This window comes from uncultured Eubacterium sp. (assembly GCF_934295145.1).
Classification (GTDB): Bacteria; Bacillota; Clostridia; order Lachnospirales; family Lachnospiraceae; genus Eubacterium_I.
Window position 1 is genome coordinate 1 of the sequence record NZ_CAKRAS010000067.1, and the last position, 13,206, is coordinate 13,206.

A 13,206-nucleotide genomic window follows, 5' to 3' on the forward strand; every position below is an offset into this window, starting at 1 on the left:
CGCTTTGTTGCATGCGCAGATTTACGCTAAGAAAAATGAGAAAAACGAAGAAATTTGGCTATTTACGCCACCCTTGAAAGAGAAAAAAAGAACGGCTACACTATTGCCAGCGACGGAGAAAATCTACATGTTCTTGAGTTCTTCGCCGTCGGTAACAAAGGGAAAGCCGTTCCTTTTTTATTCTGTCAAGGGTAGCGTACGTTGCCATTCTCATAAACCAATTTATTTTTTAATATGTTAATCTGCGCATGCAGCATAACAGTTATTTTGCCATTAGCTTATATGCATGCGTGGTACGCGGTGCCACGGTGTAAATGGAACAAAGCAGAAACGAACTCCAACGAAAGAACCATTGTAAAATTTTCGTTGTGACCGCTGCGTCTATCCCGACCGCGGGAGTGTGTCTGAGCACGCCGGTTTTGCGGGCGAGTTCGCGGGAGCGGTCGGAAATAAGTGACGCAGTGGTCACAGAAAATTTTTCAGGTTCTTGTTGGAGTTCGTTTCTGCTTGTTCCAAACCACCCTAAACAAGACTTAAATTGCCTCCAGCGCCTGTGCCAGATCCGCAATAAGGTCTTCTTTGTCTTCGAGGCCACAGGACATACGTACCAGTCCTGCCGGAATGCCAGCTGCCTCCAATTGTTCATCTGTCATCTGACGATGTGTGGAAGTTGCCGGATTTAAGCAACAGGTTCTTGCATCTGCCACATGTGTCTCAATCGCGGCCAGTTTCAGATGTTTCATAAAGGTCTCTGCTGCTGCACGACCTCCTTCCAGTTCAAAGGATACAACACCACAGCCGCCCTTCGGCAGATATTTCTGCGCCAGTTCATAATATTTGTCACCCGGAAGTCCACTGTAAGTTACTTTCACCACCTTCGGATGATTTGCCAGAAATTCTGCCACAGCCTGTCCATTTTCAACATGACGTGGCATACGTACATGCAGGGATTCCAGACCAAGGTTGAGATAAAATGCATGCTGCGGTGACTGAATACTTCCCAGATCACGCATTAACTGTGCGGTACATTTTGTGATAAAAGCGCCGCCCTGACCGAATTTCTCTGCGTATGTAATTCCATGGTAAGAGTCATCCGGTGTGCAAAGTCCCGGAAATTTATCGGCATGCGCCATCCAGTCAAAGTTTCCGGAATCAACGATTGCTCCGCCAACTGCTGCTCCATGACCATCCATATATTTTGTGGTAGAATGGGTTACGATATCTGCGCCCCACTCAAACGGACGGCAGTTCACCGGTGTTGGGAAGGTATTGTCCACGATCAGCGGTACACCGTGCGCATGTGCTGCTTTGGCAAACTTTTCGATATCCAGAACCGTCAATGCCGGATTTGCAATGGTTTCACCAAATACGGCTCTTGTGTTTTCCTGAAATGCAGCATTTAACTCTTCTTCCGTGCAGTCAGGTGCCACGAATGTCGCGGTGATTCCCATTTTTCTCATGGTTACTTCAATCAAGTTGAAGGTACCACCATAAATGGCGGAAGATGCCACAATGTGGCTTCCACATTCACACACATTAAATAATGCAAAAAAGTTTGCAGCCTGACCGGAAGATGTCAGCATTGCTGCTGTACCGCCTTCCATCTCAGCAATTTTTGCTGCAACCATATCATTGGTCGGATTTTGCAGGCGGGTATAAAAATATCCGGAATCCTCAAGATCAAATAATCGTCCCATAGCTTCGCTTGTCTCATAACGGAAAGTTGTAGACTGGACAATTGGAATCTGTCTCGGTTCTCCATTTCCCGGACGATAGCCTCCCTGTACACATTTCGTATCTAATCTGTAGTCACTCATTTTTTCTTCTCCTTTTTTCCAATCTCCTGACATTTATGCCAGAAGAAAACGTTTTCATAAATACATTTTATATATTGTTACAGTTTTATGTCAACCCTATTCACTTCTCTTATTCATTGTCAGAATCGGCACAAGATGATTATATATCAAAAACGTGATTACCACACTAATCATCGCCTTAATAAATGTAAACGGCATATTAAATATGATCAGACTCTGCAGGATACTTTTTACCCCCGGGAAAATTGCCTGATATGCTGCCAGGATTGTATCTTCCGGCATAAAATTATAATATACCGGATAAACTACAAAATAATTGGATACTACGCTGAACACTGCCATCAGAACAGCGCCGAGAATAGCGCCTCCACATGCACTCTTTTTACTCTTTTTTCGTTTGTATAAAAAACCTGCCGGCAGAACAAACACTGCATTCAGAATAAAATTTGAAAGCTCTCCGACACCACCGGTGGATGTCACGGTAAGATGCAGAAGATTTTTGATCAGTGCAATGATGACACCTCCTACCGGGCCGACTGCCAGACTACCGATCAGTGCCGGAAAATCTGACAGATCCATTTTGATAAATACCGGCATCAGCGGAACACTGAATTCCATAAACATCAAAATATATGCAATTGCGGACAAGACACCAATAATTGCCATTTTTGATATATTTGATTTTACCGGTTGTTTTACTTTTGTTTCCATAACTTATAAATCTCTTTCTCTATCTTTTTTTCTTTTTTGACCGAAAATGGCTGATAAACACAGACGCTGTAAAAATAATAGCCAGGAAATAGCCTATCGCTCCCAGTGCCGGAATCCCCAGCAGTTTCGGTTTCATATCAGTGGTGCAGATAATACTGGAACTGATCAGCAGCGCCATGATCAGAAAGCCCATGACCAGCCGCCGCACCAGTGCATTCAGCATCACCGTCAGATCTTCTGTCGCGTGCAGATCCAAATTGATACTGGTCTGTCCCTGCATATAACTGCGCAGCAGATCTGAAATATAAGATGGTATCTTGATGCCTTTCTGTAACGCCTGCCAGAGTTCTTTTCCACCCAGATGAAGTTCATCCTTCAGATTGGCAGCAGAAAATTTATTTTCTGACATACGCAGAGTGGCCACCTGCACCACATTGATATCCGGTGCAATCTCTGCAATGACACCTTCAATTGTCGTCAGGCCACGCACCAGCATAGTCAGACTGTGGGGCATAGATACCCTGTTTTCTTTCATAATGTCAATCAGATCCTGCATCAGCGTTCCCATATTCAGGCCGCCGAAATTTGCAGAACCGTATTTTGCCAGCCAGTCACCTATATCCGAATACAGAAGTTTCTGATCCGGCTTATTATGAAAATCACCCAAAGATAACACAGCCTCCACGATCAGGCTGACATCATGGGTTGCCACGCCTTTGATGACCTTGGTCAGAAGCGCCTGGTCACGCTGGGAAAACCGTCCCATCATTCCCATGTCGATCCACACGATCTTGCCGTCCCGGATACGCATGTTTCCCGGATGAGGATCTGCATGGAAAAAACCGTCTTCCATGATCTGTTTTACATAATTGTCCGCCATTTTGGTTCCGATCTCATCCAGATCATAACCGGCGGCCAGCAGTTTTTCTTTTTCATCCACACCGATTCCGTTAATATACTCCATAACAAGCACCTGCGTGGTGGTATATTCCCGATACAGCATCGGACTGGTCACGAATGCCACATCTTTGTTCAGTCTCGCAAACTCTTCCATGTTGGCCGCTTCCGCCAGAAAGTTCATCTCTTCCTGAGCCACCACCCACATTTCATCCAGCACCTCGTTCATATCCACAAGGCCTGCCATATTGATCGGAGGCATCAGCTTCACGGCACGATGTAAAAAAGCGATATCCCGGGACATGGTCTCATAAATGCCCTGGCGCTGCACTTTCACGACTACTGTCTCGCCGCTTTTCAGCTTTGCCTTATGCACCTGTGCGATGGATGCGGAACCAATTGGCGTCTCCTCAAATTCCGCAAATACTTCCTCCAGTTCAGTACCGTAGGAATGCTCAATGACTTCTCGCACTTCCTTGAAAGGCATCGGTGTCACTTCCGAACGCAGACGCATGAATTCATCACAGATTTTTTTAGGAAAAATATCTGATCGCATGGACATAATCTGGCCCAGCTTAATATAAGTTGGGCCAAGATCTTCCAGGATCAGACGTAATTTTTCCGGCGTCACGCCCCTGGCAATTTGATGTTTGTGTATGACTGAAATTATTTCCCGTAAACGGGTTCCGTTTGATTCTTTCTCACTCATAAATTTCCATTTCAATCAATGCTCCAAAGAGCTTTTGTTATTTACTCCTCAGTTGCTTCTGCCTCAGCCTCTGCCGGTGCTTCTGCTTCCTCTGTCTCCATCTTTGCAATCGCATCTTTTAATGCTGCGATCTGCTCCGGAGTCATTCCTTTTAATACATCAGCAGGATCCTGCTCCTCATCCTTTTTGAAAGTCTGTTTTACATTGTGTTTCAGTTCCTCATTCAGAACTTTTCCCTGCTCAACAGTCAGTTCGCCTTTTTTCACCAGATCGTCCAGAATTTCTTTGGATTTCTCTGCAGTTGTAGCTGCTGCACCAATACCTGCCAATAAGATTTTTTTCATGCTGTCACTAATTTTTTCCATAATGAAATTCTCCTTTCCTGAAATCCTTTTTATATAGTGAGTATACACCACTTATCTGTATTTTGCACCTGAAAATGCATGTTTTCTATCTGTAAAACACATTATTTCTGCATTTCATAACCGTAGCGTTCAAAATAAAATCCGAGTTTCGCATTGATTTTGTCCCGAAGCTCCGGCGTCAGTTCAAATTTGTTCTTCTTATAATTTTTCTGGCTTTCAAGATAAGCATCAAAATAAGGCTTTGCCTTCTCAAATCCATCAATTCCAAGATGATCATACATCTGTTTCACATAGCCTTCCGGATCCTTGCAGAAGTCCTCGTATCTGATATCAATGTGATCTTCCGGTGGCATGGCATCCAGCTCCCGGAATGCCTTTTTGTAAATCCGTTCAAACAGATCGATGGTCACGTCCTCGATCACCTGATGGGAGGCCGGCTCATTCAGGCAAAACAGCCCCATCTCCTTGGTAAACATATTGATGGTGGACATCACTACCGTATACGGATTGCGGTAAATATTAATGAATTTCGCACCTGGGTAACATTTTTTCAGAGCCCCGATCCTGCATGTATTTTCCGGGCTCTTTAACAGTAGCTGTTTGCCTCCGTACAGATACGTTACTTTTTTCAAAATGTAGTCATACGCTTTGCGCCACTCCTGTTGCCGCTTTTCATCCTGCTCATCGATAAAGGCAGTTTCGATATATTTGACACCTTTGCCACCATCCGGGAACACCAGCATGTGGCTGATGGCCTGTGTGGAGATCGTCGCCTGGGCAAACACTTCCTCCATCGGCAGATCCAGAGTATATTCCAGATTGTCCATCGGGCGGGCTCCCTGCAACAGTTTTTTTTGGGCCTTTGCCATGATACCTTTCATGAAAATGCAGTTGCTGAATGTCACGGTACGAACCGGATCAAACCATCCAAACTGTGGATCTCTCGTCAGCAGATTCTGTAAAAAAGTCGTTCCGGAACGCCAGTAACCGACGATATAAACCGGATCTTTCTTGATCTTCGTCCGCTTGATCGGCACGTAATAAACCAGCCACTCCAGAAAAGCCGGAATCGCAAGTACAGAAGAAACTGCTGTGATCAGTCTCACCTGACCCTTATTTTCCTCCGTGATCGGATTGCTTCGCTTCAGTTTGATCCAGTTGTCCAGTCTGCATCCCATCAGATTATGCGACAGATTCAGTTTTTTTCCCATGTACTCTACACTTCCTTTATCAATGTATAATTTTTATCCACAATAGCATCTGTTCTCATTTCATATATGTTCTGCGTTTCTCACTTGCAACACTCAACATGATTTTACATATGAAATACCAGCTAATCGTCAAAAGCGATAAATAACACGCATCCCTCGATATCTTCCATATAATGGAACTGGCTGAGTCCCGGACAGTATGACGCAATGCCATATTCTTCCACAAAATACTGCATGGCCTGTTCATACAGATCCACGCTTGCAAATTTCAGCTGCACCATATCTTCTTTCTGTTCGTACGCCTGGCAGAAAATATCTCCGATCACATCCGGGTTCCATTCCGTGATATAGCGGTTTTCGTGTACATAATAATTGTCCGCGGTGTCCGTACATTCCGGAAGCGCGATCCGACTGTCCGGTGTATGGGACTGCATAATATCCGCAGTCGTTGCCCCAAAATAGTTGTAATCCACATATTTGGAAACGGTTGTAGTTTTCTGATCCGATTGCCGGGAAAAATACTGTGAATTGCCCCAGGTCGTATCAATATAATAATAGGAACCATCCAGCTTTGCCAGATTCCACGCATGCGGCCCGTCCGTGACATTTCCGATCACTGTCGTGCAGGAAATTCCCAGTTTTTCCAACAGATACTGTGTCGCATATGCATACCCCTGACAGATGGTTTCATGATTTAAAAATACACTGATGATATTCTGATTATCCTCGGAATCTTCCACATAATCCACTTCATCAATCAGCTTTTTAAACACATACAACGCTTTGTCGTAATCACTTCCATCCTTTGGAGCATCCGCCAGCATACGGTCCGCTTCCCCATCGATCTTTTCCTGCGTTTCCTTCTGCTCCTCTTTTGTCATGCTGTATTCCGGCGTGATCACAATGGCCGTGATCTCATCATCCCGGTTATAGGTAATGTAAGAAAACTGCTCTAACCAGAACAGATTGCAGTAATCGTAACGAACCGCCAGATAGGCAAGCTCCATCTGATTGATATCTGTTGTGGCAATCTGCGCTTCCTTCTTCTGGTGTACGATCGTGTATAAAATCTCATCATAGACAACCTTGGTCGCATCATCCAATGTGTTATACGCATATTTATCCTGCGAAACAGATTTCACTTCCAACGGATGATTTCCGGTAACCATATCTTCCATCCGATCCGCCACATCACTGCCCGCTGTCCCACAGCCCATTAGTCCAAAGCCCAGACAGCCAGCCAGAAAAAGTAACAACCACTTGCCGACACGTTTTTTCTTTCTTTTTTTCACTCAAACTTCCCCGTTCTTTCTAACATAGATTTTCATTGCATTTTTTCATTTTCACTTTTATAATACAACTTATATAACCAGATTTAAATACATATCATAACACAATCACACGTTTTTGTGAACAGGAGATTCTGCATGATTGCACTGAAAATAACCGAGATCGGCACTTTTATCAACAAACTTTTAAAGGATGGAATGTGTGACCATTTTCTGCTTCAGGAAGCAGTGATCACACAGGCTGCTACCTACAATATCGATGGTAGTTTCCACCCGGATTATTACGAGCCAGAAGAACGGGAAACCCTGCATTTAGAGGGACTATCCTATCTTCCATTTTCCCTGCTGCGCCCGAATTGCCTGAAGCTGATGCAAGGCAAAAAGAAACCATTATTTTTTAAATTTGTATTTTTACTGTCACCGGAAAATCAGGAGAAAACACTTTCCCGTTCCGGGACAGCATTTTCCACGGAGGATATCAGCGGCATGTATCTGCACTTCACTTATAAAAATGATGCGCTGATCTGCACCACAGGGATTTCCTACCGCCTGTTTTCTCTGGACAAATCACTGGAGCAGGAATGGGACCGCCTTGTTTCGGTCTTTCTGCGCCAGCATGGGATTATAGCAGAGCCGGTCGATTAACGACCGGCTTTTTTTATTTGATAAATATTTCTTTAGGATAATATTCCTTCTCTCATCCATATAGTTTTCTATCCTTATCCGGAAAACTCAGCCTTAATCTACATGCAGTAATTCCCGAAAAAACAGCACCGCCGTTCCAACGAAAATGCACAGATCTGCAATATTATAAATAAACTTTCTCAGAAATGGAATTGGAATCTGAAACTGTACATAATCTGTTACATATCCATGAAAAAACCGCTCTAGCAGATTTGCTAGTCCACCGCCAAGGATCAGTGCTAGTCCTGCTTTCAGTGCCTTTTTCCCTTTTAACGTCATGGCAAGCAGAAATGTCACCGCAATCAGGCTGACCACACCAATGCCAATGCCTTTCACGAGCGCCGGACGTTTTTCCAACGTGTCATTTGCCATGCCGACATTGTGATATTTGCGCAGCGTGATATGTCCTTTTCCAATGGATTTTCGCTCTGTGGCTGTAAAATTTTTATTGATGTGGCGGCGGATCACAGCTTCCGCCAAACAAATCGCACCAATGAGCATTACGTAAATCATACTGTCTCTTCTCCTTTTTTATTCTTGCCAAAAAGTTCCCGTTCTATACAGCGATATACTTCTCTGAATGGCAGACCAGTTTTCCGCGCAATAGCGGCCACGGTCTCGTATTCCAGCGTTACCGTCTCCCCGGCTTCCCGTATCATTCGTTTCACGGCTACTTCCCCGAAAGAACTTTTTTTCTGTTCGATCTTTCGTTGCAAAACCGTTCGCTCCATCAACTGTCGGCGGATTCCGATGGTCGTTGTCTCACCAAAGATGATCTTTTCCATCTTCTGCTGATCTGTCGGTCTGCACAGCACCGTCAGCATATACGCCGGCCGGTTCTTTTTCATATAAATCGGCAGATAACATACATCCAGAGCACCTTCCTGCATTAAACGTTCCATGGTATAACCAAGCACTTCCCCACTACAATCATCCAGATTGCATTCCATTTTACAGATCATATCGCCCTGACTGACCTTCTGGGTATGCTCCTGTCCGGCTGTTTTTTCTGCTCCCACCGGTTGTTTCTCTTTTCCCGAAGTATTTTTCTTTCCGATTTTATGAAAAAGGCGACTCTCATGTGCCTCTTCCTCTTCTGCTGTCACAGTTTCCCCTTCTGCCTCAAAAAGCATGACACGCAGTCGCGCTGCCTCTCCATTGGAAGCAATTCCATTTCCCACCCCCTGTTTTATAATGTGATAGTTTTCCGGAAGATGATCCGTTGTCCGGCTTGCTGCAAGGATTGCCGCTCCGTCCGGTGTCACCCATGCGCCTTCCCGCTCCATCATCTGCAATGGAATTCCTGCATTCATCAATGTGTATAATGTTTCCGGAAGAGGCACCGGCATAATGCCCCGCTCCGTATAAATCTGCCCGAACCCCTCGTAAATTTCCGAACAGATTACTTCCTCAATCTGCAGTTGATCCATACAGATTGCCGCTGTCATCATCGCCATAACACCATCAAAATCTTTCCCGGAAAATTTCAGTTCGCCGGCATCTTTTTTCTGTACAGCAGTTTTTGCGTTCAGCCAGATTGCATAAGCTCTGGCAAACAGCTGCTCTGCACCTGCAGGAAGTGAAAAATCTCCGATCCGATCCTGCAGATTTTTCAACATCGCCTGTTTGGTCTCATCGGAGCAGCGTACACTCAGCAGCCGTTTCACTGTTTCCTTTATTTTTGACTGTTCCGGAAGCAGCTGCAGCAATGCTTCGGTCAGCATCTGCGCATTTAGACCTTCGTAACATTCCACAAATATCTTTTGTCTCATTTTCATTGACCTCGGTTCTTTTTCTTTACCCACAGTATAAAATAAAATCACAAAAAAAACCATATTTTTCTGTGCTGGATGCACAATAACCAAGTAAAACACTATGATTACCTTTTGGTCATATAAAAAGTGCATAATTTTTTGCAAAATTTTTTTAAATCATTGTGAACACTTATGTACATACTTTTGCTATTATAATAACTGTAAAAACCCCCAATACATTATAAGTTTTTTGCTACCCCCATAGTAAAAAATACCTTCTCCTTAAAAGGCAGCCGTTCGGATTTGGCTGCCTTTTTTAACTCCCCCTCAATCTTAATAACGCATCATACACATTCAGCGTCCCATATCCATACACCGGACTCGGATAATTTCGTTCCGCATCCCGCCCCGCTCCTCGGATCAGTAAATTTTTCAGATCCACCGTATTCAAATACATCATATTATTTTCCACAATTCCCCACTGAAAAATCTGTGCACAGGCGCCCGCCATCAATGCTGCGCTGACACTTGTTCCACTGCGTACTTCATATCGGTCACGCAGCACCGGCCCCGTCACATTCACCCCCGGTGCGATGATATCCGGTTTTACCTGATCCAAACTTGAAAATCCCCGTCCGGAATCTGGATAAACACTTCCGCCCACAGAATTGTAAGCTCCGGTTGTGACCGCCACCCTTGACATCCCAGGCATTGTGATCGTTGTATCCGGACTGGAACGTAAAAAAAACACTTCGCCACTTAAGAATGCCGTCAATGGCAGCCAGCAGAAAATGTTTCCACTCAGTACCAACTCCGGTTGTATTTCCACCGTCCAGATTCCAGCAAGTGGAGTCTCAAATCGCAGTGCGATCAGCTGCATGCTGTTTCTCGTTCCCACAATGGCATACTCCACTGTCAATTTCGTCTGTTCAAATAAAAATGTATATTCCTGCCGGTTTCCCGGGCGCACCACCATATTCGGAAGCCGTTCTCCGGTAGGCGACAGCACGGAGATCCGATAGATTTCCGGCACCATCGTCCACACTTCCAACCAAAATCCCCGGACTTGTTCTCCAACAGAAACTTCCATGCTTTCTGTTTTTCCCACCGAAAGACCTCTGCGCTGCTCATGGTGCCTCTGATTGGCCTCATTTCCGGCCGCCACCACCACGGCCCGCTGTCTCCGTCTTCCAAGTTCATCGCACAGGACAGACAATGGTTCTTCCCCTGCATGACTTCCGAGGCTTCCACCCATTCCGATACACAATACAAGCGGCAGCCGCTGCTCATAGGCAAACCGGTTCAGCCAGGCCAATCCCATCATCAGATCATTTTCCTGGTAACATTCCGCACCCTCAGGGATAAAATAATACTCCCGCAGATACTGCTTTGCCTGCTTGCATTTTACCACCGCAATATTTGCCAGAGGTGCCGCCCCGGAAAACTCTGCTCCGGCATCCATACTGCCACAGGCCACCCCGGCCAGAAATGTGCCATGTCCGTTTTCGTCCCGCAAGGGCACAATTTCCTGCGGGTGTTCTGACTGCAGTGCAGCATTGATCTCATCCTCACTGTAAAAGGTCCCATATACCATACCATCTGGCGGTATTCCATCCTGCCTGGTCTGATCCCAGATGCCAAGAATTCTCGTACTCCCATCCTGGTTTCGAAACGTCGCATGCTCATACGTAATGCCCGTATCAACAAACCCAATCAGAACACCCTGTCCTTGCAGATCAAACGCTGTCGGATTTTGCAGACGCAGAATCCCGCTGACTTCCAATGCGGTCATATCCATCGGCGTCAAGCAATGTGGAATCGTCAGATACGGATAATCCTGCAGGTTCAGCTCCGGCGACCGCCGCCTGCTGTAATAGCCGATATCATACGTATCATCTACCTGTATGATGCATTCCGGATCTCCCAATGGGTAGCCTCCAATATAATCCAGAATCAGATCATAATAATCATTAGAATAGACCGCTTCTTTGCAAAGTTCCTTGTCCAAACTTCTGCTGCGCTCCTTTTGATTTGTTACTATCATCATATGTTTTTAATACAGGAAAGTGTGATTCAGATAGAACAATTTTCTCTATCAAAAAAAGAACGTACCAGGGAAAAATTAGTTTTTCCCGGTACGTTCTTTTCAAATTTGATTAACTTTTATTTGATTTTTAATTCTTCAGTTCAATTCCTTCCTGACAGATCACACCACAGCCCCCGACCCACACAGACGGCTTCTGTTCCTGTATCTTCACTTTCGTGTAGACCCTGGATGGACGGTTCATGTGCTCTCCCTGAAGGAAACAGTTGATCTGATTTATTTTAATCCTACCCATCTGATACAGATAATATGTCAATCCTCCATTGGATGTTCCCGTGGCACATTCCTCAGGAATATCATACAACGGTGCATAATTACTGCAATATGCGGTAATTTCATTTTTCTCTGTATCACAACAGTTTAAATATTCTGTTTTGTTCCGCAGATTCAGACAGGACATATGTACCCCTACCACATCCAGTTCCTCTGAAATTCTGCGAACTTCTTCTTCATGCTGTACTGCCTTCATTAAAGCATCCCTGCTTCTGACACACACATGAATATCTCTCAAACCAGATTTCACGATACGGACTTTCATCTCTTCATCCAGTGCATCCGTGTCCAGCTCATAAGCCTTACAGATCCGTTCTGTCATCTGCTGATCCAGAACCTGATCCATTTCCGGCTGATCCATCTCCATCCAGATGATTCCTTCTGAAACTTCTACCGACAGATGTGCTTCCCTTGTAACAAGTTCATACACACCATCCTCAATCACACCTTTCTGATATAAATAAGAAAAAGATGCAATTGTTGCATGACCACACAACGGAACTTCTGCTGCCGGGGTAAAATAGCGAATGGCAAAACTTCTGTCATTCAACCGAGTGATAAATGCGGTTTCAGAAAAATGAAGCTTAGACGCAATCTGCTGCATCTGAGTATCCGCCAGAATCTCACGTTTCGCATCGGCAGATTCGTGCAACGGAAACATTTTTCCTGAAGCATTCTCTTCACTCAGATATACAACTCCTGCCGGATTCCCACCTTCCGGCTGATCTGAAAATCCATTGACTACGTTTACTTTCATGGTTTTTTGAAACTTCCCTTTCAGTTCTTTGTGCCTGAACTCTCTGCCTTCTTTTTTGCTCCCCTGTTGGCAAAGAATTCAGATATAATAGATGAGGCTATGATCACTGAACCTCCGACAACCAACTGCCAGTATAACGGATCCCCAAGCATAAGTACTGCCAGCAATGTAGCAAATACACTTTCAAAGGATAACAAAATACCACTCGTTGTCGTGGATACCCGCTTCATGCCGTATAAACACAGAAAATAAGGAACAATTGAGCAGAAAACTGCCAGGAAGAAAAATGCTCCAAATGGCAGTGCGATAGTGCCGATTTTCCTGAAGTCTCCGCTGATCAGTGTTGCAACCCAGGCAAGCACTGCCACAGTTCCCATCTGTGTAAGATTCAACAGCCAACCATCATACTGTTTACTGAATTTCGATGAGTATACAATATGTACAGCATAGGAAAGTGCGCATCCTGCACTGAGCAGATCACCTTTATTAAAGGAATCCAGCCCATTTGCCAGGAGGAGACATATTCCAACCATACAAATTACAGATGCAAGTACATCACTGCCTGTCGGTTTCTTTCTTCTTATAATAAGATACACGATCGGAAGTATAATAATATAAGATGCTATAATAAACGA

General features: G+C 44.7%; 13 protein-coding genes. 2 read left to right on the top strand and 11 right to left on the bottom strand.

The features are described 5' to 3' along the window. A partial coding sequence (locus tag Q0I54_RS11535; RefSeq protein ID WP_296118800.1) for a hypothetical protein occupies nucleotides 1-241 on the top strand: 241 nt, incomplete at its 5' end. A gap of 292 nt (nucleotides 242-533) precedes the next feature. Here the strand turns inward: Q0I54_RS11535 and Q0I54_RS11540 are convergent. The 6 genes from Q0I54_RS11540 to Q0I54_RS11565 form a co-directional block, all read right to left on the bottom strand. Then, the gene (locus tag Q0I54_RS11540; protein ID WP_296118801.1) at nucleotides 534-1,817 is read right to left on the bottom strand and encodes an O-acetylhomoserine aminocarboxypropyltransferase/cysteine synthase family protein; all 1,284 of its coding nucleotides are present in this window, start codon (nucleotides 1,815-1,817) and stop codon (nucleotides 534-536) included. Nucleotides 1,818-1,913: 96 nt separating this feature from the next. Then, entirely contained in the window at nucleotides 1,914-2,528 is a 615-nt protein-coding gene (locus Q0I54_RS11545; protein ID WP_296118802.1) for an ECF transporter S component, read from the bottom strand. A 19-nt stretch (nucleotides 2,529-2,547) separates the two neighbouring features. After that, nucleotides 2,548-4,149, bottom strand: coding sequence for an ABC1 kinase family protein (locus Q0I54_RS11550; protein WP_367270845.1), 1,602 nt, complete (start codon nucleotides 4,147-4,149; stop codon nucleotides 2,548-2,550). 26 nt (nucleotides 4,150-4,175) lie between these two features. Further along, nucleotides 4,176-4,499 (bottom strand): phasin family protein, encoded by a 324-nt coding sequence (locus tag Q0I54_RS11555; protein WP_296118803.1) that lies wholly within the window; start codon nucleotides 4,497-4,499, stop codon nucleotides 4,176-4,178. 101 nt (nucleotides 4,500-4,600) lie between these two features. Beyond that, the gene (locus Q0I54_RS11560) at nucleotides 4,601-5,710 is read right to left on the bottom strand and encodes a sulfotransferase (RefSeq protein ID WP_296118804.1); all 1,110 of its coding nucleotides are present in this window, start codon (nucleotides 5,708-5,710) and stop codon (nucleotides 4,601-4,603) included. Between the two features lie 122 nt (nucleotides 5,711-5,832). Continuing rightward, the gene (locus Q0I54_RS11565; protein WP_296118805.1) at nucleotides 5,833-7,002 is read right to left on the bottom strand and encodes a transglutaminase domain-containing protein; all 1,170 of its coding nucleotides are present in this window, start codon (nucleotides 7,000-7,002) and stop codon (nucleotides 5,833-5,835) included. A 135-nt stretch (nucleotides 7,003-7,137) separates the two neighbouring features. Between Q0I54_RS11565 and Q0I54_RS11570 the strand changes: the two genes are divergently transcribed. Beyond that, nucleotides 7,138-7,644: a DUF5721 family protein gene (locus Q0I54_RS11570; RefSeq protein ID WP_296118807.1), complete on the top strand. Its 507-nt coding sequence runs from the start codon at nucleotides 7,138-7,140 to the stop codon at nucleotides 7,642-7,644. Nucleotides 7,645-7,737: 93 nt separating this feature from the next. On the opposite strand, the gene Q0I54_RS11575 is transcribed toward Q0I54_RS11570, so the two are convergent. The 5 genes from Q0I54_RS11575 to Q0I54_RS11595 all read right to left on the bottom strand — a co-directional run. Continuing rightward, the gene (locus Q0I54_RS11575) at nucleotides 7,738-8,196 is read right to left on the bottom strand and encodes a signal peptidase II (protein ID WP_296118809.1); all 459 of its coding nucleotides are present in this window, start codon (nucleotides 8,194-8,196) and stop codon (nucleotides 7,738-7,740) included. Beyond that, complete coding sequence (locus Q0I54_RS11580; protein WP_296118810.1) at nucleotides 8,193-9,455, bottom strand: LarC family nickel insertion protein; 1,263 nt, start codon at nucleotides 9,453-9,455, stop codon at nucleotides 8,193-8,195. The genes Q0I54_RS11575 and Q0I54_RS11580 overlap by 4 nt, the downstream gene beginning before the upstream one ends. Nucleotides 9,456-9,753: 298 nt before the next feature. Next, nucleotides 9,754-11,445 carry a S8 family peptidase gene (locus Q0I54_RS11585; protein WP_296118811.1) on the bottom strand — a complete coding sequence of 564 codons (1,692 nt, stop codon included), beginning with the start codon at nucleotides 11,443-11,445 and terminating at the stop codon, nucleotides 9,754-9,756. A 166-nt stretch (nucleotides 11,446-11,611) separates the two neighbouring features. Further along, nucleotides 11,612-12,571, bottom strand: a complete 960-nt coding sequence (locus tag Q0I54_RS11590) for a PhzF family phenazine biosynthesis protein (RefSeq protein ID WP_296118812.1) — start codon at nucleotides 12,569-12,571, stop codon at nucleotides 11,612-11,614. Between the two features lie 20 nt (nucleotides 12,572-12,591). After that, nucleotides 12,592-13,206: DMT family transporter (locus Q0I54_RS11595; protein ID WP_296118813.1), on the bottom strand; the 615-nt coding region annotated here is incomplete at its 5' end.

Bases quoted from the DNA above. Each gene is read 5' to 3' on its own strand.
- Q0I54_RS11560 (WP_296118804.1), bottom strand. From the start codon at position 5,710: ATGGGAAAAAAACTGAATCTGTCGCATAATCTGATGGGATGCAGACTG.
- Q0I54_RS11590 (WP_296118812.1), bottom strand. From the start codon at position 12,571: ATGAAAGTAAACGTAGTCAATGGATTTTCAGATCAGCCGGAAGGTGGG.
- Q0I54_RS11580 (WP_296118810.1), bottom strand. From the start codon at position 9,455: ATGAGACAAAAGATATTTGTGGAATGTTACGAAGGTCTAAATGCGCAG.
- Q0I54_RS11540 (WP_296118801.1), bottom strand. From the start codon at position 1,817: ATGAGTGACTACAGATTAGATACGAAATGTGTACAGGGAGGCTATCGT.
- Q0I54_RS11545 (WP_296118802.1), bottom strand. From the start codon at position 2,528: ATGGAAACAAAAGTAAAACAACCGGTAAAATCAAATATATCAAAAATG.
- Q0I54_RS11555 (WP_296118803.1), bottom strand. From the start codon at position 4,499: ATGGAAAAAATTAGTGACAGCATGAAAAAAATCTTATTGGCAGGTATT.
- Q0I54_RS11575 (WP_296118809.1), bottom strand. From the start codon at position 8,196: ATGATTTACGTAATGCTCATTGGTGCGATTTGTTTGGCGGAAGCTGTG.
- Q0I54_RS11570 (WP_296118807.1), top strand. From the start codon at position 7,138: ATGATTGCACTGAAAATAACCGAGATCGGCACTTTTATCAACAAACTT.